Source organism: Pseudomonas capeferrum (genome assembly GCF_013523055.1).
Taxonomy (GTDB): domain Bacteria; phylum Pseudomonadota; class Gammaproteobacteria; order Pseudomonadales; family Pseudomonadaceae; genus Aquipseudomonas; species Aquipseudomonas capeferrum_A.
The window spans coordinates 1-17193 of record NZ_JAAMQM010000033.1 but is presented as its reverse complement, the minus strand read 5'-3'; the positions used below and the strand labels follow the sequence as shown (position 1 = coordinate 17193).

The 17193-nt window shown below is 61.3% G+C and carries 16 protein-coding genes and 5 tRNA genes; 18 read left to right on the top strand and 3 right to left on the bottom strand.

The window, feature by feature from the left end; translation table 11 throughout:
- Positions 1-37 precede the first annotated feature (37 nt).
- The 9 genes from fabF (at position 38) to G7009_RS25930 (ending at position 8199) form a co-directional block, all read left to right on the top strand.
- The gene (gene fabF / locus G7009_RS25970) at positions 38-1282 is read left to right on the top strand and encodes a beta-ketoacyl-ACP synthase II (protein ID WP_181133135.1); all 1245 of its coding nucleotides are present in this window, start codon (positions 38-40) and stop codon (positions 1280-1282) included.
- Complete coding sequence (gene pabC, locus G7009_RS25965) at positions 1282-2097, top strand: aminodeoxychorismate lyase (RefSeq protein WP_181133134.1); 816 nt, start codon at positions 1282-1284, stop codon at positions 2095-2097. The genes fabF and pabC overlap by 1 nt, the downstream gene beginning before the upstream one ends.
- Before the next feature lie 3 nt (positions 2098-2100).
- On the top strand, positions 2101-3318 hold the full coding sequence (gene mltG / locus G7009_RS25960; protein ID WP_181133133.1) for an endolytic transglycosylase MltG: 1218 nt from the start codon (positions 2101-2103) through the stop codon (positions 3316-3318).
- Between the two features lie 18 nt (positions 3319-3336).
- Complete coding sequence (tmk, locus tag G7009_RS25955; RefSeq protein ID WP_181133132.1) at positions 3337-3969, top strand: dTMP kinase; 633 nt, start codon at positions 3337-3339, stop codon at positions 3967-3969.
- A complete protein-coding gene (locus tag G7009_RS25950) occupies positions 3962-4948 on the top strand; it encodes a DNA polymerase III subunit delta' (protein ID WP_181133130.1) in 987 nt (328 codons plus the stop codon). The genes tmk and G7009_RS25950 overlap by 8 nt, the downstream gene beginning before the upstream one ends.
- A gap of 40 nt (positions 4949-4988) precedes the next feature.
- On the top strand, positions 4989-5771 hold the full coding sequence (locus G7009_RS25945) for a TatD family hydrolase (RefSeq protein WP_181133128.1): 783 nt from the start codon (positions 4989-4991) through the stop codon (positions 5769-5771).
- A 480-nt stretch (positions 5772-6251) separates the two neighbouring features.
- Complete coding sequence (locus G7009_RS25940) at positions 6252-6887, top strand: TetR/AcrR family transcriptional regulator (RefSeq protein WP_181133126.1); 636 nt, start codon at positions 6252-6254, stop codon at positions 6885-6887.
- Positions 6888-7018: 131 nt separating this feature from the next.
- Positions 7019-7624 (top strand): DUF4823 domain-containing protein, encoded by a 606-nt coding sequence (locus G7009_RS25935; RefSeq protein WP_181133124.1) that lies wholly within the window; start codon positions 7019-7021, stop codon positions 7622-7624.
- 14 nt (positions 7625-7638) lie between these two features.
- On the top strand, positions 7639-8199 hold the full coding sequence (locus G7009_RS25930; RefSeq protein WP_181133122.1) for a DUF1285 domain-containing protein: 561 nt from the start codon (positions 7639-7641) through the stop codon (positions 8197-8199).
- Positions 8200-8257: 58 nt separating this feature from the next.
- Here the strand turns inward: G7009_RS25930 and G7009_RS25925 are convergent.
- A tRNA-Asn gene (locus G7009_RS25925) sits at positions 8258-8333 on the bottom strand.
- Positions 8334-8395: 62 nt separating this feature from the next.
- A complete protein-coding gene (locus G7009_RS25920) occupies positions 8396-9592 on the bottom strand; it encodes an amino acid aminotransferase (protein ID WP_181133120.1) in 1197 nt (398 codons plus the stop codon).
- 297 nt (positions 9593-9889) lie between these two features.
- Between G7009_RS25920 and uvrB the strand changes: the two genes are divergently transcribed.
- From uvrB to G7009_RS25885, 7 genes are all read left to right on the top strand, one after another.
- Entirely contained in the window at positions 9890-11905 is a 2016-nt protein-coding gene (uvrB, locus tag G7009_RS25915; protein WP_181133118.1) for an excinuclease ABC subunit UvrB, read from the top strand.
- 159 nt (positions 11906-12064) lie between these two features.
- Positions 12065-13546 (top strand): glutamate--tRNA ligase, encoded by a 1482-nt coding sequence (gene gltX, locus G7009_RS25910; protein WP_181133116.1) that lies wholly within the window; start codon positions 12065-12067, stop codon positions 13544-13546.
- A 232-nt stretch (positions 13547-13778) separates the two neighbouring features.
- Positions 13779-13854: transfer RNA gene (locus tag G7009_RS25905), tRNA-Ala, on the top strand.
- A 77-nt stretch (positions 13855-13931) separates the two neighbouring features.
- Positions 13932-14007, top strand: a tRNA-Glu gene (locus tag G7009_RS25900).
- A 52-nt stretch (positions 14008-14059) separates the two neighbouring features.
- A tRNA-Ala gene (locus G7009_RS25895) sits at positions 14060-14135 on the top strand.
- Between the two features lie 44 nt (positions 14136-14179).
- Positions 14180-14255 (top strand) — tRNA-Glu (locus G7009_RS25890).
- A gap of 174 nt (positions 14256-14429) precedes the next feature.
- Positions 14430-14918 carry an acyl-CoA thioesterase gene (locus G7009_RS25885; RefSeq protein ID WP_181133114.1) on the top strand — a complete coding sequence of 163 codons (489 nt, stop codon included), beginning with the start codon at positions 14430-14432 and terminating at the stop codon, positions 14916-14918.
- On the opposite strand, the gene G7009_RS25880 is transcribed toward G7009_RS25885, so the two are convergent.
- Entirely contained in the window at positions 14901-15176 is a 276-nt protein-coding gene (locus G7009_RS25880) for a hypothetical protein (RefSeq protein ID WP_181133112.1), read from the bottom strand. The two genes, G7009_RS25885 and G7009_RS25880, sit on opposite strands and share 18 nt — an antisense overlap.
- Positions 15177-15469: 293 nt before the next feature.
- Between G7009_RS25880 and G7009_RS25875 the strand changes: the two genes are divergently transcribed.
- Together G7009_RS25875 and G7009_RS25870 are read left to right on the top strand one after the other, a co-directional pair.
- Positions 15470-16450, top strand: coding sequence for a tRNA dihydrouridine synthase (locus G7009_RS25875; protein ID WP_181133111.1), 981 nt, complete (start codon positions 15470-15472; stop codon positions 16448-16450).
- Positions 16451-16602: 152 nt separating this feature from the next.
- A complete protein-coding gene (locus G7009_RS25870) occupies positions 16603-17046 on the top strand; it encodes an Hsp20 family protein (RefSeq protein WP_181133109.1) in 444 nt (147 codons plus the stop codon).
- Positions 17047-17193 lie beyond the last annotated feature (147 nt).

Below are 17193 nucleotides of genomic sequence, written 5' to 3'. Positions count from 1 at the left end.
GGGCAACGCACCTCGTGAATAGAATAAGGAGAGTACTGTGTCGCGTAGACGCGTCGTGGTCACTGGTATGGGTATGCTGTCGCCACTGGGTACCGATGTACCGAGCACCTGGCAGGGCATTCTGGCTGGCCGCAGTGGGATCGGTCCGATCGAGCATACGGACCTGTCTGCCTACTCCACCCGTTTTGGCGGCTCGGTGAAGGGTTTCGAGATCGAGCAGTACATGTCGGCCAAGGAGGCTCGCAAGCTCGACCTGTTCATCCAGTACGGCCTGGCGGCCGGGTTCCAGGCCGTGCGCAGCGCAGGGTTGGAAGTCACCGATGCCAACCGTGAGCGCATTGGCGTGGCCATGGGCTCGGGGATCGGTGGGCTGACCAACATCGAAGAAACCAGCAGGACCTTGCATGAGCAGGGCCCGCGGCGGATTTCGCCGTTCTTCGTGCCTGGATCGATCATCAACATGATTTCCGGCTTCCTGTCGATCCACCTGGGGCTGCAAGGCCCCAACTATGCCATTGCGACTGCCTGCACCACGGGTACGCATTGTATCGGCATGGCGGCGCGCAATATCGTCCACGGCGAAGCCGATGTGATGATCGCCGGTGGTGCCGAGATGGCGGCCTGTGGTCTGGGCATGGGTGGCTTTGGTGCTTCCCGCGCGCTTTCGACACGCAATGACGAACCGTCTCGCGCGAGTCGTCCGTGGGACAAGGGTCGGGATGGCTTCGTGCTGTCCGATGGCGCTGGTGCTCTGGTGCTCGAGGAACTCGAGCATGCCAAGGCGCGCGGAGCCACGATTTACGCCGAGCTTGTCGGTTTCGGCATGAGTGGCGACGCCTTCCACATGACTTCGCCACCTGCCGATGGCGCCGGTGCTGCTCGCTGCATGGCCAATGCCCTGCGCGATGCCGGCCTGGAGGCTGCACAGGTCCAGTACATCAATGCCCATGGCACCTCGACCCCGGCAGGCGATCTGGCAGAAGTGGCAGCGATCAAGCGTGTGTTCGCAAGCCATGCCCAGCAGCTCGCGGTCAGTTCGACGAAGTCGATGACCGGTCATCTGCTCGGCGCCGCGGGTGCCGTGGAGGCGATCTTCAGCGTGTTGGCCATCAGGGATCAGGTAGCCCCCCCCACGATCAACCTGGATGAGCCCGATGAAGGTTGTGACCTGGATTTCGTGCCGCATGAGGCACGCCAGATGCCAATCGATGTCGTGCTGTCCAACTCGTTCGGCTTTGGCGGGACCAACGGCTCGCTGGTATTCCGCCGGTTCGCCGACTGATGCATGGCTGGATAGATGGCCAACCTGCGACTGCGGTCAATCTGCAGAATCGTGGACTGGCCTACGGCGATGGTCTGTTCGAGACCATTGCGGTCAGGGCTGGTCATCCGGCTTTGCTGGAAGGTCACCTGGGGCGCCTCGCGCTGGGTTGCCAGCGTTTGGCGATCCCGGTCGATATCGCCCTTGTGCGTGACGAGGTCCTGCGCTACGCCAGGGCCTTGGATAATGGCGTGGCCAAGCTGATCCTCACTCGCGGTGACAGTCAGCGTGGCTATGCGCCGGCTGACGGGGCCTTGTCGCGTCGCATTCTTCAAGGCACCCCAGCGCCTGGTTATCCGGCCGGCAACGGCGAGCACGGCGTACGCCTGTACCCTTGCAGCACCCGTCTGGCGGAACAACCACGCCTTGCCGGGCTCAAACATCTCAACCGTCTGGAGCAGGTGTTGGCGCGCGCCGAATGGCAGGATAGCGAGCATGCCGAGGGGCTGATGCGCGACACCAGCGGGCGGGTGATCGAGGGGGTCTACAGCAACCTTTTCATCGTCCGCGACGGCGTGCTGCAGACCGCTTGCCTCAGTCGCTGCGGCGTCGCCGGTGTGATGCGCGCCGCCTTGCTGGACCTGGCGCCCGGCCTCGGGATCCCTGTTCAGATCAGGGACCTGTCACTGTCGGACCTGGAAAAGGCCGATGAAGTTTTCCTCTGCAACAGTGTCTACGGGGTCTGGCCGGTCCGCGCATTCGCCGCCTCGAACTGGCCGCCAGGATCGCTGACCCGTAGACTGCAGGCCGTTGCCCAAACGCTATTGGATGCCTGATTCGTGAGACGTAAATTCCTGCTGTTGCTGGAAATGTGTTTGATTCTGGCTGGGCTGGCAGTGGGCTGGTCGGCCTGGAAGGTACACTCCGCCCTGGATCAACCCCTGCAGGTCACGCAGGAGCAGATGCTCGATGTGCCTACTGGGACTACACCGAACCGCATGTTCTATCGCCTGGAAGGCGAGGGCATCCTCGACGACGCTTTCTGGTTGCGTCTGTACTGGCGATTCAATATGGCGGGTGTGCCGCTGCATACTGGTGAATACCGCCTGTCCCCAGGAATGACCGTGCAAGACATGTTCGAAGCCTGGCGACGCGGAGAGGTCGTGCAATACAGCATGACCTTGGTCGAAGGCTGGACATTCCGTCAGGTCCGTAGCGCGATCGCCCGTCATGAAAAGATCACCCAGACTCTCGATGGTTTTTCCGATGCCGAGGTGATGGACAAGCTGGGTCACACCGGTGTCTTCCCCGAGGGACGCTTCTTCCCGGATACCTACCGTTTCGTGCGCGGCATGACCGATGTGGAGCTGCTGCAACAGGCCTACATGCGCTTGGAGGAAGTCCTGGCGCGCGAATGGGCCCAGCGTTCCACCGACCTGCCTTACCGTGACCCCTACCAGGCCCTGATCATGGCGTCCCTGGTGGAAAAGGAAACCGGTGTTCCGCAGGAGCGTGGCCAGATCGCCGGTGTGTTCATCCGTCGTTTGCGCCTGGGGATGATGCTGCAGACCGACCCCACGGTGATCTATGGCATGGGCGAGCGCTATAACGGTCGTATTACCCGAGCCGACTTGCGCGAACCGACGCCTTATAACACCTATACCATGACCGGTTTGCCGCCGACGCCGATCGCCATGGTCGGACGCGAGGCGATCCACGCCGCGCTCAACCCCCTGGAAGGCAAAAGCCTGTACTTCGTGGCCCGGGGTGACGGCAGCCACGTCTTCTCCGATGACCTGGATGAACACAATACGGCGGTGCGCGAATACCAGCTCAAGCGTCGCTCGGACTATCGCTCGAGCCCGGCGCCGCAGTCGGGTAACGATAGCGGCGACGCCGCCGCGCCGACTACCGGGGAGCAGGGCGCTACCGACGAGCCAGCCACGCCATCGCCGGATGACCACATCGAGCCATCTGATGGCAACCCTGCGCCCGGCACCGAGGTGCCTGTACTGACTCCCGACTCTGCGCCGGCCGAAGAGCCGGCAACTCGCTGATCAATTGAAGGACTGCCTGTGAGCGGCTTGTTTATTACCCTGGAAGGCCCGGAAGGTGCGGGCAAGAGCACCAATCGAGAATACCTGGCGGCGCGGTTGCGCGAGCGGGGCCTGGACGTGCTTCTGACGCGCGAGCCGGGCGGAACGCCCCTCGCCGAGCGGATCCGAGAGCTGCTGCTGGCACCGAGCGATGAAGTGATGGATGCCGATACCGAGCTGCTGCTGGTGTTCGCCGCGCGTGCCCAGCACCTGGCGCAGGTCATTCGTCCGGCATTGGCGCGTGGCGCAATCGTACTGTGCGACCGCTTCACGGATGCGACCTACGCCTACCAGGGTGGTGGACGTGGCCTGTCGGTCGAACGCATCGCGATCCTGGAGCGCTTCGTCCAGGGGGATCTGCGCCCTGACCTGACCCTGGTCTTCGACCTCCCCGTGGAGGTCGGCCTGGCCCGCGCTGCCGCTCGCGGCCGTCTGGATCGTTTCGAGCAGGAGGGCCTGGCCTTCTTCGAGGCCGTTCGTCACGCCTACCTGGAACGAGCGCGCCGTGAACCGCAGCGTTACAGCCTGCTGGATGCGGCGCAGCCACTCGACACCGTACAGCGTACCCTCGATGGCCTGGTGCCGGTCATCCTGGAGCGGTACCGTGGCTGAAGCCTATCCGTGGCAGCAGGCGTCATGGCAGCAACTGGCCGGACGTCAGCAGCATGCCCACGCCTACCTGCTCCATGGTGTGCAAGGGATCGGCAAGCGTGCGCTGGCAGAGCGGCTCATGGCGCGTCTGTTATGCCAGCGACCGCAGGCGCTGGACGCTTGTGGGCAGTGCAAGTCTTGCCTGCTGCTCAAGGCGGGTAGCCATCCGGACAATTTCGTACTGGAGCCGGAAGACGCCGACAAGCCGATCAAGGTGGACCAGGTTCGCGACCTGGTGTCCTTCGTGGTCCAGACCGCGCAACTGGGTGGACGCAAGGTGATCTTGATCGAGCCGGTCGAGGCCATGAACGTCAACGCTTCCAACGCGCTGCTCAAGAGCCTCGAGGAGCCGTCCGGCAACACCGTCCTGCTGTTGGTCAGCCATCAGCCGAGCCGTCTATTGCCCACCATCAAGAGCCGCTGCCAGCAAGTCGCCTGTCCGCAGCCTAGTCTGGCCCAGAGCCAGGAGTGGCTCGCCACGGCGCTGCCTGACTGTGATGAAGTGGAGCGCGATGAACTGCTCAGCCTGGCTGCCGGCTCGCCCTTGACTGCCGTCAGCCTGCAGGCGCAGGGTGTTCGCGAGCAGCGGGCGTTGGTCACTGAAGGGGTCAAGAAGCTTCTCAAGCAGCAGCAGTCGCCCAGTCAGCTGGCCGAGGCGTGGAATGGCATTCCCTTGTTGCTGCTGTTCGACTGGTTCTGCGACTGGTCGTATCGCGTCCTGCGCTATCAACTGACACAGGACGAAGAGGGCCTGGGCATGGCTGACATGCGCAAGGTCATCCAATACCTCGCGCAGAAAAGTCGACAGGACAAGGTCCTGGAGATCCAGGCGTGGATCCTCGAGCAGCGTCAGAAGGTGCTCGGCAAGGCCAACCTCAATCGTGTTCTGTTGCTCGAGGCGCTGCTGGCATTCTGGGCCCAGTTGCCGGGTTCGCGTTGAGCCTGGTCATCCTCCATTTTTTTCATGTGTGCTATTTCCCATGCTCGTAGATTCCCATTGTCACCTTGACCGTCTTGACCTGACTGCCCACCAGGGCTCGCTCGATGCCGCGCTGCAGGCCGCCCGTGATCGCGGTGTCGGGCATTTCCTGTGTATCGGGGTGAGCGCCGAGAATGCCGGCGCGGTGAAGTCATTGAGCGAGCAGTATGCCGATGTCGATTGCTCCGTCGGTATACACCCCTTGGATCTCGCGCCCGGCGAAGCACCAGCGTTGGAGTGGCTGCTGCGGGAGCTGACGCATCCGCATGTGGTAGCCATCGGTGAAACGGGACTCGACTATCACTATGAGCCGGAAGCCGCCGAGCTCCAGCAGACATCCTTCCGCTTGCACCTGGAAGCTTCACGCCTGACTGGCAAGCCGGTGATCGTCCATACGCGCGCCGCGCGTGCCGACACACTGACTCTGTTGCGTGAAGCAAGCCTGCCCCAAGCCGGGGTTCTGCACTGCTTTACCGAAGACTGGGACATGGCCAAGGCGGCGCTGGACCTTGGCTACTACATCTCGTTGTCGGGCATCGTTACCTTCCGCAATGCCGACGGCCTGCGCGAAGTGGCGCGCCAGGTCCCCGCCGATCGCTTGCTGGTGGAAACCGATTCGCCCTACCTTGCGCCAATCCCTTACCGCGGCAAGCCCAATCTGCCGCAGTACGTGCGCGAAGTGGCCGAGTTCATCGCTCAGGTGCGAGGCGAATCCTATGAGCGTCTGGCTCGGCAGACCACTGACAATTTCAAGCGACTATTCCCCCTGGCTCGGGTTGCTTGATAGCGATGTACCGATGGCCGCGAGAAGCGGTCGCAAGCACTCTGAAGGTAACCCCCAGCAGATAAAAAAAACCCGGGTTCTGGGGGAGGAATCCGGGTCAAGACCATTAGGAGTAAAACAAAGGTGCACGGTCCGTAGGCACCTTTATCAGCACGGCACTGGGGGGTGTGCCGTGTCAACACTTCTAGTATTGGTCATGTTTGGCCGCGCGCCACTGGCAATCGCTCATTTTTTAAACAGATTTGGAATACGACGGGGAATCATTGCGCTTTGAAAGCACTATCGAGCGTTGAACCAGGCGTTGCGCGGCTTTTTTCGGCTTGGCCCGACAGCCTAGGTGTTGCACCCATCCGGCGCTCGTCTCTATCCGCGCGACTGCGCAAACTCATCATGAAACATTGATATGAACGGATGATCCGTGCAATTTCCTGCAAGATAGGCATAATAATCTGCTTCTTTTTTCATCCAGTCCTTCTTCATATGCAGAAAGAACCTCGTAAGGTCCGTGAGTTTCGCCGCCGCGAACAAGAGATCCTCGATACGGCGCTGAAGCTGTTTCTCGAACAGGGTGAAGACAGCGTCACCGTCGAGATGATCGCCGATGCCGTGGGTATCGGCAAAGGCACCATCTACAAGCACTTCAAGTCCAAGGCCGAAATCTACCTGCGCCTCATGCTGGACTATGAACGTGATCTGAATGCCCTGCTGCATTCGGCCGATGTCGATCGCGACAAGGAAGCCTTGTCGCGCGCCTATTTCGAGTTCCGCATGCGCGATCCCCAGCGCTATCGGCTGTTCGACCGTCTCGAAGAAAAGGTAGTCAAGGGCAACCAGGTGCCGGAGCTGGTTCAGGAGCTGCACAGCATTCGCGCCTCCAATTTCGACCGCCTTACCCTGTTGATCAAAGGTCGGATCAGCGAGGGCAAGCTTGAGGACGTGCCTCCATACTTCCACTATTGCGCAGCCTGGGCACTGGTCCATGGCGCGGTGGCCCTCTACCATTCGCCGTTCTGGAGCAATGTCCTGGAAGATCAGGAAGGTTTCTTCCAGTTCCTCATGGACATCGGTGTGCGCATGGGCAACAAGCGCAAGCGTGATCCGGACCCCGCAGGCTGAGGCAACCCAAACGCGCAACTCCGGATCCAGGCAGGCGCCGCGACAGTGAAGCAATGGGTGTCGGAACCTGGCGCAAAAGCTGCATCACGCGGCTGTTCGCCGGTTTTTCGTCGCCGGCTCTGGAGAAAAAGATGCGTAGCCTGGTCTTGCTGCTGGCGCTCATGGCGTTGGGCGGCTGCATGAATGTCAGCGATATGGGCGAAGGCGTCCGATACCACATGAGCGATGCGGGGTTGCTCGACCATAGTGATACCCGTCGCACACTGTCCGTGCGGCTTCAGCCCGATTCCTTCATCTTCATCGGTCAAGGCGCCTTCGCACCGCCTGGGCGTGGGGCGCTGCCGCGGCCGAACGTGGTGGCCGAAGAGGCGTTCGACGCATTCGTCGAGTATTTCCCGTTGGTGCGTCGTGCCCAGGGTCCACTGGGGCTCGAGGAGGCGCTGGCTGAAGCTCGGTCGGTAGGCGCGCACTATGTGCTGTATACCCGCTTTGCGCGGACCGACGACCGCATCGGCAACAGTGACGAGTGGTATGACGAACAGGCGGTCGACCGCCTGGGGGTCGACACTGGCGTTGTGCAGATGATGCTGATCGAGACAAGCACGCGTTATCTCATCGACACGGCACGGGTACGCAGTCGCGGCGGTTTGTTGACGTTCCATGACAACAAGCCGGAAGATTTGCTAGGGCCCCCCTTGCGCGATTACGCTCGTAGTCTGTTAGGCATGAGCCGCTAAGAGAGGAGAGCGCAATGACCGGTAGTGCGAAGGCCGATGATCTTCTATCCCAGATCCCCGCAGCGGGGAAGGGGCTACCGCCGGTGCACCTGTGGAATCCGGATTTCTGTGGCGACATCGATATGCGTATCGCGCGAGACGGGACCTGGTATTACCTGGGTACCCCGATCGGGCGCAAGCCGATGGTGCGCCTGTTCTCGACCATCATCCGCCGCGAAGGCGATGACTATTTCCTGGTAACCCCGGTCGAGAAGGTAGGGATCAAGGTCGATGACGCCCCCTTCGTTGCCGTGATTCTGGAAACGCTCGGCCATGGCGAACAGCAGGTGCTGCGGTTCACCAGCAATGTCGAGGATCAGGTCGATGCCGGGTCGGATCATCCCTTGCGCGTGGAAATCGATCCACGGACCCAGGAACCTGCGCCTTATGTCGTCGTTCGGGGAAACCTTGAGGCGTTGATCAATCGGAACGTGTTCTATCAGTTGGTCGAACTGGCGGTGCCACGGCAGATCGATGGCCAAGAGTGGTTGGGCGTCTGGAGTAGCGGGGCGTTCTATCCCATTGGTCGGGTCTGACACCCGGCCGGAAATGAAAAAACCTCCAGTGCTTGCGCAACTGGAGGTTTTCAGTATTTGGCTCCGCGACCTGGACTCGAACCAGGGACCCAATGATTAACAGTCATTTGCTCTACCGACTGAGCTATCGCGGAATCTGAGGCGTATCTTACTGATTGCTAAAGGGAAGTCAAGCTTCCCTTTAGCAGTCGATGGATTACAGGACCGCGACGATAGCCTTGGTCACCACATGGATGTTGCTCTGGTTCAGGGCGGCGACGCAGATCCGGCCGGTATCCAGCGCGTAGATGCCGAATTCGTTCTTCAGACGTGCAACCTGCTCGGCGGTCAGGCCGGAGTAGGAGAACATCCCGCGTTGACGACCCACGAAGCTGAAGTCGCGCTTGGCGCCGTACTGGGCGAGCAGTTCGACCATCTGCTTGCGCATGCCATGAATGCGACCGCGCATCTCGCCCAGCTCGGTTTCCCAGGACTGGCTCAATTGCGCGTCGTTGAGCACGGCGGCAACGATGCTGGCGCCATGGGTCGGCGGATTGGAGTAGGTGGTGCGGATCACGCGCTTGACCTGGGACAGGACGCGGGTGCTCTCGTCCTTGGAGTCGGTCACGATCGACAGTGCGCCGACGCGCTCGCCATACAGCGAGAACGACTTGGAGAACGAGCTGGAGACGAAGAAATTCAGGCCCGACTCCGCGAACAGTCGCACGGCGAAGGCGTCTTCGGCGATGCCGTCGCCGAAGCCCTGATAGGCCATGTCGAGGAAGGGTACATGCCCCTTGGCCTTGATCACCTCGAGGACGTTTTTCCAGTCTTCCAGGGTCAGGTCGACACCGGTCGGGTTATGGCAGCAGGCGTGAAGCACGATCACCGAGCCGGAGGGCAAGGCGTCCAGGTCTTCCAGCATGCCAGCGCGATCTACATCGTGGCTGGGCGCGTCGTAATAGCGGTAGTTCCGCACCGGGAAACCGGCGGTTTCGAACAGCGCGCGGTGGTTTTCCCAGCTTGGGTCGCTGATGGCGACCACGGTGTCAGGTGCCAGGCGCTTGAGGAAGTCGGCACCGATCTTCAAGGCGCCGGTGCCACCCACTGCCTGGACTGTCACGACACGGCCTTCGGCCAGCAGGGGCGACTCGGCGCCGAAGAGCAGCTTCTGTACGGCCTGGTCGTAGGTGGCGATCCCGTCGATCGGCAGGTAGCCGCGGGAGGCGTGCTGTGCGGCACGCTGGGTCTCGGCTTCGATGACAGCGCGCAGCAGCGGAATGCGGCCTTCCTCATTGCAGTAGACGCCCACGCCCAGGTTCACCTTGTCGGTGCGGGTATCGGCGATGAATGCTTCGTTGAGGCCCAGGATAGGGTCGCGGGGTGCCAGCTCGACAGCGGAAAACAGGCTCATTGTTACCTTGGCTCTGATAGGAGGTGAGAGAGGTAGCACGCTCCAGCCGAATGCACTGAAGCGGTGCGAAAACGGGGAGTCAGTATAGTGATAGCGCTCGGTGACTGCGACAGTCTGGCGCAGCTTTTCAGCGCTTTTACGCGAATATTTTTCAACCATTGGTCCAATTGATCGGTCCACTGGGTTAATTACCCCGCGCGCAGTCTTGAAACTGGCCGCAGGTAGCCTCAATTGGGTATAACTACTGGCTAAATCCACAGTGGGGAGTTTCCTGCTGTAAGCACACCGAGGTCCGTCATGCCCGAGTTTCAACTCGTTACCCGTTTCCAGCCAGCCGGCGACCAGCCCGAAGCTATCCGTCAGATGGTCGAGGGCATCGAGGCTGGCCTCGCGCACCAGACCCTGCTCGGCGTGACAGGCTCGGGCAAGACCTTCAGCATCGCCAACGTCATCGCCCAGGTGCAGCGTCCGACCTTGGTCCTGGCGCCGAACAAGACGCTGGCTGCCCAGCTCTATGGCGAGTTCAAGGCGTTTTTCCCGCACAACGCGGTGGAGTACTTCGTCTCCTACTACGACTACTACCAGCCCGAAGCCTATGTGCCGTCCTCGGATACCTTCATCGAGAAGGATGCGTCGATCAACGATCATATCGAGCAGATGCGACTGTCGGCGACCAAGGCGCTGCTGGAGCGTCGCGATGCGATCATCGTCACGACGGTCTCCTGTATCTATGGCCTGGGCAGTCCCGAAACCTACCTGAAGATGGTCCTGCACGTGGACCGAGGCGACAAGCTTGACCAGCGCGCGCTGCTGCGCCGCCTCGCCGACCTGCAGTACACCCGCAACGAGATGGACTTCGCCCGGGCCACTTTCCGCGTGCGCGGGGACGTGGTCGATATCTTCCCGGCCGAATCGGACCTGGAGGCCATCCGTATCGAACTGTTCGATGACGAGGTGGAGAACATCGCCGCCTTCGATCCGTTGACCGGCGAGGTGATCCGCAAGCTGCCCCGCTTCACCTTCTACCCCAAGAGCCACTATGTGACCCCGCGCGAGACTCTGCTCGGCGCGGTGGAAGGGATCAAGGAGGAGCTCAAGGATCGGCTCGATTACCTGCACAAGGGCAACAAGCTGGTTGAAGCCCAGCGCCTGGAGCAGCGGACCCGTTTCGACCTGGAGATGATCCTCGAGCTGGGGTACTGCAACGGGATCGAGAACTACTCGCGCTACCTGTCCGGACGGCCATCCGGCGCGGCGCCGCCCACGCTCTATGATTACCTGCCCGCGGATGCCTTGCTGGTGATCGACGAATCCCACGTCAGCGTTCCGCAGGTCGGCGCCATGTACAAGGGCGACCGCTCGCGCAAGGAAACCCTGGTGGAGTACGGCTTCCGTCTGCCTTCGGCGCTGGATAACCGGCCCATGCGTTTCGATGAGTGGGAGAGTATCAGTCCGCAGACCATCTTCGTCTCGGCGACGCCTGGGCCCTACGAGGCCGAACATGCGGGGCGGGTCGTGGAGCAGGTGGTGCGTCCGACCGGGCTGGTCGACCCGCAGATCGAGATTCGTCCCGCGCTCACGCAGGTCGATGATCTGCTTTCGGAGATACGCAAGCGCGTTGCCAATGAAGAGCGGGTGCTGGTTACCACCCTGACCAAACGCATGTCCGAAGACCTTACCGACTACCTGGCCGACCACGATGTACGGGTACGCTACCTGCACTCGGACATCGACACGGTGGAAAGGGTCGAGATCATCCGCGATCTGCGCCTGGGCACCTTCGACGTACTGGTAGGGATCAACCTGCTGCGCGAGGGACTGGACATGCCGGAGGTGTCGCTGGTCGCGATCCTCGATGCCGACAAGGAAGGCTTCCTGCGTTCCGAGCGCTCGTTGATCCAGACCATCGGTCGCGCGGCGCGAAACCTCAATGGCCGGGCGATTCTCTATGCCGACCAGATGACGGGATCCATGCAGCGAGCGATAGACGAGACCGACCGTCGCCGTGCCAAGCAGGTCGCGTTCAACGAGGCCCATGGCATCGTACCCAAGGGCGTGGTCAAGGACATTACCGACATTCTCGAGGGCGCCACGGTGCCGGGCGCGCGCAGCAAGAAGCGCAAGGGGATGGCCAAGGCCGCGGAAGAGAATGCGCGCTACGAGGCCGAATTGCGTACTCCCGGCGAGATCACCAAGCGTATCAAGCAACTGGAAGAGAAGATGTTCCAATTCGCGCGCGATCTGGAGTTCGAGGCGGCCGGGCAGTTGCGTGACGAGATTGCCAAGTTGCGCGAACGGCTGATCACCACCTGAGTCAGGCAGGAGAGGGCGCGAGTCGCCATGCAGGGTTGGCGCTCAGGTGTGCCCGACGCGCCACCGCGTCATGTCCTGTGTGCATGCGCCATGGCTGGAGCCCGGCGCCCGCTCCCTGTTAACATCGCGCCTTTGTTTCAGCCCTGATTCGAGACTCCCATGACCACCGTACGCACGCGTATCGCGCCATCGCCCACCGGCGACCCCCATGTCGGCACCGCCTACATCGCCCTGTTCAACTACTGCTTCGCCAAGCAGCACGGCGGGGAGTTCATCCTGCGCATTGAAGACACCGACCAGTTGCGCTCCACGCGCGAGTCGGAGCAGCAGATCTTCGACGCCCTGCGCTGGCTGGGTATCGAGTGGAATGAAGGCCCGGATGTCGGCGGTCCGCATGGTCCGTACCGTCAGAGCGAACGCGGCGAAATCTATGCCCGATACGCCAAGGAGCTGGTCGACGCCGGTCACGCGTTCTATTGCTTCTGCACCGCTGAAGAGCTGGATCAGATGCGCGCGGATCAGATAGCCCGAGGCGAGACGGCGCGTTATGACGGCCGCGCGCTGAAGCTCGGCGCCGAGGAAGTGCAGCGCCGACTGGCCGCCGGCGAGCCTCACGTGATTCGCATGAAAGTGCCGAGCGAAGGCGTCTGTGTCGTGCCCGACATGCTTCGCGGCGACGTCGAGATCCCATGGGATCGCATGGACATGCAGGTCCTGATGAAGAATGACGGACTGCCTACCTACTTCCTGGCGAACGTGGTCGACGATCACCTGATGGGCATCACCCACGTCCTGCGGGGCGAGGAGTGGCTGCCATCGGCGCCTAAACTGATCAAGCTGTACGAATACTTCGGCTGGGAACAGCCCAAGCTGTGCTACATGCCGCTGCTGCGCAATCCGGACAAGAGCAAGTTGTCCAAGCGCAAGAACCCGACCTCGGTGACCTTCTACGAGCGCATGGGCTTCATGCCTGAAGCCATGCTCAACTACCTGGGCCGCATGGGCTGGTCCATGCCCGACGAGCGCGAAAAGTTCTCCCTCGCCGAAATGGTCGAGCACTTCGATCTGTCGCGCATTTCCCTGGGTGGCCCGATCTTCGACATCGAGAAGCTGTCCTGGCTCAATGGCCAGTGGCTGCGTGACTTGCCGGTGGAAGAGTTCGCCGCGCGAGTGCGGCAATGGGCCTTCAACAGCGAGTACATGATGAAGATTGCCCCGCACGTGCAGGGCAGGGTCGAGACCTTCAGCCAGATCGCGCCGCTAGGCGGGTTCTTCTTCGAAGGCGCGCTCAAGCTCGATGCGAAACTGTTCGAGCACAAGAAGCTTTCTCCGGATCAGGTTCGCCAGGTCATCCAACTGATCCTGTGGAAGCTGGAAAGCCTGCGGCAGTGGGAGAAGGACCGCATCACCGGCTGTATCCAGGCGGTGGTCGAAGTCCTGGAGCTCAAGCTGCGTGACGCAATGCCTCTGATGTTCGCGGCCATCAGCGGTCAGGCCAGCTCGGTGTCGGTACTCGACGCCATGGAAATCCTCGGTCCCGACCTGGCCCGTTACCGCCTGCGTCAGGCGCTGGATCTGCTGGGCGGCGTGTCCAAGAAGGAAAACAAGGAGTGGGAAAAGCTGCTGGCGTCCATCGCCTGAGGGTCTCGCCAGGCTGAACCGTCGCGAATGTCGGCTCGAGAGGGCCAGCATTTGCGGGGGTTTTCCCGCTTGGGGCGTTAAGTGATTGTTATCTCGGAAATTTTTTTTGGTTTTTTTCAAAAATATATTTGACAGGCTATCGATCCGATCTTAATATGCGCCCCGTCCACAGCGATGAACAAAACGAAACGCGAAGCACCCAGCCAAGCGATTCAGTTCAAAGCGACATTGTGGGGCTATAGCTCAGCTGGGAGAGCGCCTGCATGGCATGCAGGAGGTCAGCGGTTCGATCCCGCTTAGCTCCACCAAATTCCGCTTCACAGTCGGCATCAGGACTGGGAAGAAAGACCGGGTCCAGCAACCGGGTCTTTGAGGTAGAAGGTTCGTCCCCTTCGTCTAGTGGCCTAGGACACCGCCCTTTCACGGCGGTAACAGGGGTTCGAGTCCCCTAGGGGACGCCAGTTTTACACAAGCGATGTCAAGGATATCGCTGGGCCGAGAGGCTAGAAATCCGGGGCTATAGCTCAGCTGGGAGAGCGCCTGCATGGCATGCAGGAGGTCAGCGGTTCGATCCCGCTTAGCTCCACCAATTCAGCCAGGATTCGTGAAAACGGATCTGTACGAAGGTTACATGTCCCCTTCGTCTAGTGGCCTAGGACACCGCCCTTTCACGGCGGTAACAGGGGTTCGAGTCCCCTAGGGGACGCCAATTTACCCGCATTTGCGGGACTTTAAAGGCTCATTCGCATATTGAATGGGCCTTTTGTTTTTTCCTCGAAAAAAACCACTGTCCACGGCATGCTGGCGTACAGGGCTCTACCCTCGCGCAAATCTGCGTGAGCATCCGTTACACTCAGACCGTTCACCACAGACAGGAGCGGGCATGAGCTGGGATCTGGCAACGCCATTCATCATCGACCTGCGGGTTGGCGCCGAAGACATCGATGGCCTCGGTCATGCCAACAACGCAGTCTACGTCACCTGGCTGGAGCGCTGCGCCTGGCGTCACTCCCAGCGCCTGGGCCTGGACCTGAGCGAATACCGTCGGCTCGACCGCGCCATGGCCGTGCTCCGCCATGAGATCGACTACATCGCCGCGGCCTATGAAGATGACGAGCTGCAGCTGGGTACCTGGATCACCGACTGGGATCAGCGGCTGCGCATGACCCGTCGCTTCCAGCTCAGGCGGCCCAGTGACGGCGCCACTGTCCTGCGCGCCCGGACGACGTTCGTCTGTATCGAGTTGTCCAGCGGCAGGCCCAAGCGCATGCCGCCGGAGTTCATCGGAGGCTACGGCCCCGCGCTGATGCTGGAGCAAGCTCTTGACGACGGCACGCTCGAAGGCCCGACCGGTTCAAGGTCGCTTGCCTGACGGAGTGAGTTCGGGCGCTCCATGGACATTCAGGTCGTCGTCGGTCTCTGTTACGACATGAATCGACGAGCGCGCCTGAAGCTCGTTCATGCCGGGCGGGTAGTCGTTGTCATCGAGCGAGCGGGCTTTGGCAAGGGAGAGGTGGAAGTGAAGAATCTCGTAGTTGTAGGGTCTGATGTGCTTCATTGAATTGGCGTATTCCAGCGGCTCGTCAACGCAGCGGCGGGCTGGCAGTCGTAGTGAACGGATGTCGTACACGCTGCGCAGGCCTGTCATTCAGGAGCAGGTGAGCACTGGTAGGACATGCTGAAAGTCATCTGCGGGAGCACCGCTGAACAGCTGCTTCATTATTTTCTCCGGACTTATCCGTGGCGTGGATCAAAGGCATGATGTTAATGCGCTGGCTCATGGCCTGTGGATGACGGGCTTCCGGGATGCAAGTAGTTGTTTTCTCAGCGTACTGTCGGATGTGTCTGACGGCTGGATGAATGCTTATCCGGGCTTGCAGGCGTTCTGGTAGCATTCGCGTTTTTCCAAGCGGTCCTTTCCCCATGCAAATAGCCCTGGCCCCGATGGAGGGGCTGGTCGACAACATCCTGCGCGATGTCCTTACCCGAGTAGGCGGCATCGACTGGTGCGTCACCGAGTTCATTCGGGTCTGTGACCAGCTGCTGCCCAAGGCGCAGTTCGACAAACTGGCACCGGAACTGCGCCATGGCGCGCAGACGGCGGCGGGAGTACCCATGCGTGTGCAGTTGCTGGGTTCCGATCCGGTCTGCCTGGCCGAGAATGCGGCCTTCGCCTGCGAGTTGGGGGCGCCGGTGATCGACTTGAACTTCGGCTGCCCGGCCAAGACGGTGAACAAGTCCCGCGGCGGCGCCGTGCTGCTCAAGGAACCCGAGCTGCTCCATGCGATCGTCCGTGAAGTGCGCCGGGCAGTACCGGCGCATATTCCGGTCACCGCCAAGATGCGCCTGGGGTTCGACAGCCCGGATGCAGCGCTGGACTGCGGTACGGCGTTGGCCGAAGGCGGCGCGGCGCACCTGGTGGTGCATGCTCGGACCAAGGTCGAGGGCTACAAGCCACCGGCTCACTGGGAATGGGTTGCGCGTGTCCAGGAAGTGGTCAAGGTACCGGTGTTCGCCAATGGCGAGATCTGGACGGTCGAAGACTGGCGGCGTTGCAGGGAAGTCAGTGGCGCACAGGACTTCATGCTTGGCCGTGGCCTGGTCTCACGCCCGGACCTGGCCCTGCAGATCGCCGCTGCCCGTGCCGGTCATGACTATCAGCCCTTGGACTGGCCGGCGCTGCTCCCGTTGCTCCAGGAGTTCTGGCGCCAGGCTCAGGCCAAGCTGTCGCCACGCTATGCGCCGGGTCGACTCAAGCAGTGGCTGGGCATGCTTACCCGTGGCTATCCCGAGGCCGTGGCGCTGTTCGCTGAAGTGCGCCGAGAAAGCGACTGCCAGCGTATCAGCCATTTGCTGGGCATGGTCGACATGCAGCATACCGAGACGTACAGGGCTATCGCCTGACGCCGAGCGACCGCTGGTCGGGCAAGATGCACCGGCGAAAAAAATTTTCAAAGGGGCGCTTGAAAAATCCTGGTGGGTACATATCTCTGTGTTACGCGATGCCGAAGTCGGGTCGCGCAACGAAGAACTCGCTGATTACCAGGAGATGTACCATGACTACCGCTTTCTCTCTCGCTCCACTGTTCCGCCACTCCGTCGGTTTCGATCGTTTCAACGACCTGTTCGAATCCGCGGCACGTAACGAGGCGGGCAGCAGCTATCCTCCCTACAATGTCGAGAAGCATGGCGAGGACCAGTACCGTATCGTGGTTGCCGCAGCCGGTTTCCAGGAAGAAGACCTCGATCTCCAGGTGGAGAAGGGCGTCCTGACCGTCACCGGTGGCAAACGCGCCGACAGCGCCAAGGACGTGACCTACCTGCATCAGGGGATCGCCCAGCGCGCGTTCAAGCTGTCCTTCCGCCTGGCCGACCACATCGAGGTCAAGGCCGCCGGCCTGGCCAATGGGCTGCTCAGCATCGATCTGCTGCGCATCGTGCCTGAAGAAGCCAAGGCCAAGCGCATCCCGATCACCGGGGAAAAACCTGCGCTGAACTGAGTTCGGCAGCAGAGAAAAAGGGCACCTTCGGGTTAATGCTTGTCAGTTAAGGCCAATGGGGCTGCTTCGCACCCCTTCGCGGGCAAGCCCGCTCCCACAAGAAGTGCGCAGTTCCTGAATTCAGCGCTCAACTTGTGGGAGCGGGCT